This window comes from Kitasatospora sp. NPDC034035 (assembly GCF_055575755.1).
Genome location: NZ_JBVISA010000113.1, coordinates 1 through 1,476, shown reverse-complemented (window position 1 = coordinate 1,476; position 1,476 = coordinate 1). Strand labels below are relative to the sequence as shown.

Sequence of the window (1,476 nt, the reverse complement as noted above, 5' to 3'; positions counted from 1 at the left end):
GACGCCCTGCCACTGAACGCGAACGGCAAACTCGACCGCCGCGCCCTGCCCGCCCCCACCCACACCACACACACCACCGGCCGCGCCCCCGCCAACGAACGCGAAGCCACCATCTGCACCGCCTTCGCCCACGTCCTCGGACTCGACACCGTCAACCCCGACGACAACTTCTTCGAACTCGGCGGCCACTCCCTCCTCGCCCTCACCCTCATCAACCACCTCACCACCAACGGCATCCCCACCGACATCCGCACCCTCTTCCTCACCCCCACCCCCGCCACCCTCGCCACCACCCACACCACCACCCCCCAAAGCACCACCAGCGTGCCGCCCACCCACATCCCCCCAGGCACCACCCGCATCACCCCCGACATGACCCCCCTCGCCCACCTCACCCAAACCGACCTCGACCACATCACCCACCACACCCCCGGCGGCACCCCCACCATCGCCGACATCTACCCCCTCACCCCCCTCCAAGAAGGCCTCCTCTTCCACCACCTCCAAGACGACAACGACACCTACCTCCTCCCCGCCGTCCTACGCCTCGACAGCCGCGAACGCCTCGACACCTTCCTCACCGCACTCAACGCCGTCATCACCCGCCACGACACCCTGCGCACCGCCATCCACTGGCAAAACCTCACCCACCCCGTCCAGGTCGTCCACCACCACGCCACCCTCACCCCCCACCACACCACCCTCGACCCCCACACCACCGACCCCACCGCAGCACTCCTCGCCACCTGCAACACCCCCCTCCCCCTCCACCAAGCACCCCTCATCCGCGCCACCACCGCACCCGACCCCCACCACCCAGGCCACTGGCTCCTCGCCCTCCACATCCACCACCTCATCCAAGACCACAACACCCGCACCATCCTCCTCAACGAAATCCGCGCCCACCTCACCGACAACCACCACCACCTCCCCCCCACCCAGCCCTACCGCGACTTCGTCGCCCACACCCTCACCACCAACACCACCACCCACCACCACGACTACTTCGCCACCCAGTTGGCCGGCCTCACCCAACCCACCACCCCCTACAACCTCACCACCACCGACCCCACCACCATCCGCGAAACCCACCACACCCTCACCCCCCAACTCACCACCCGCCTCCACAACACCACCCGCCGACACAACACCACCCCCGCCACCCTCCTCCACCTCGCCTACGCCCACACCCTCACCCACCTCACCAACCACCCCGACACCGTCTTCGGCACCATCCTCCTCGGCCGACACACCACCACCACCCCCCACAACACCCCCGGCCTCCACATCAACACCCTCCCCATCCGCATCAACACCCACCACCACACCGCCCTCACCGCCCTCACCACCACCCACCACCACCTCGCCACCCTCCTCGAACACGAACACACCCCCCTCGCCCACGCCCAACAAGCCAGCCCCCTCCCCCCCAACACCCCCCTCTTCACCACCGTCCTCAACTACCGCCACACACCG

Annotated in this window: 1 protein-coding gene; it reads left to right on the top strand. The window is 68.3% G+C overall.

Features of this window, described 5'->3' with window-relative positions:
- The coding region (locus ACZ52J_RS42870) for a condensation domain-containing protein (RefSeq protein ID WP_465626873.1) at positions 1-1,476 on the top strand (1,476 nt) is incomplete at both ends.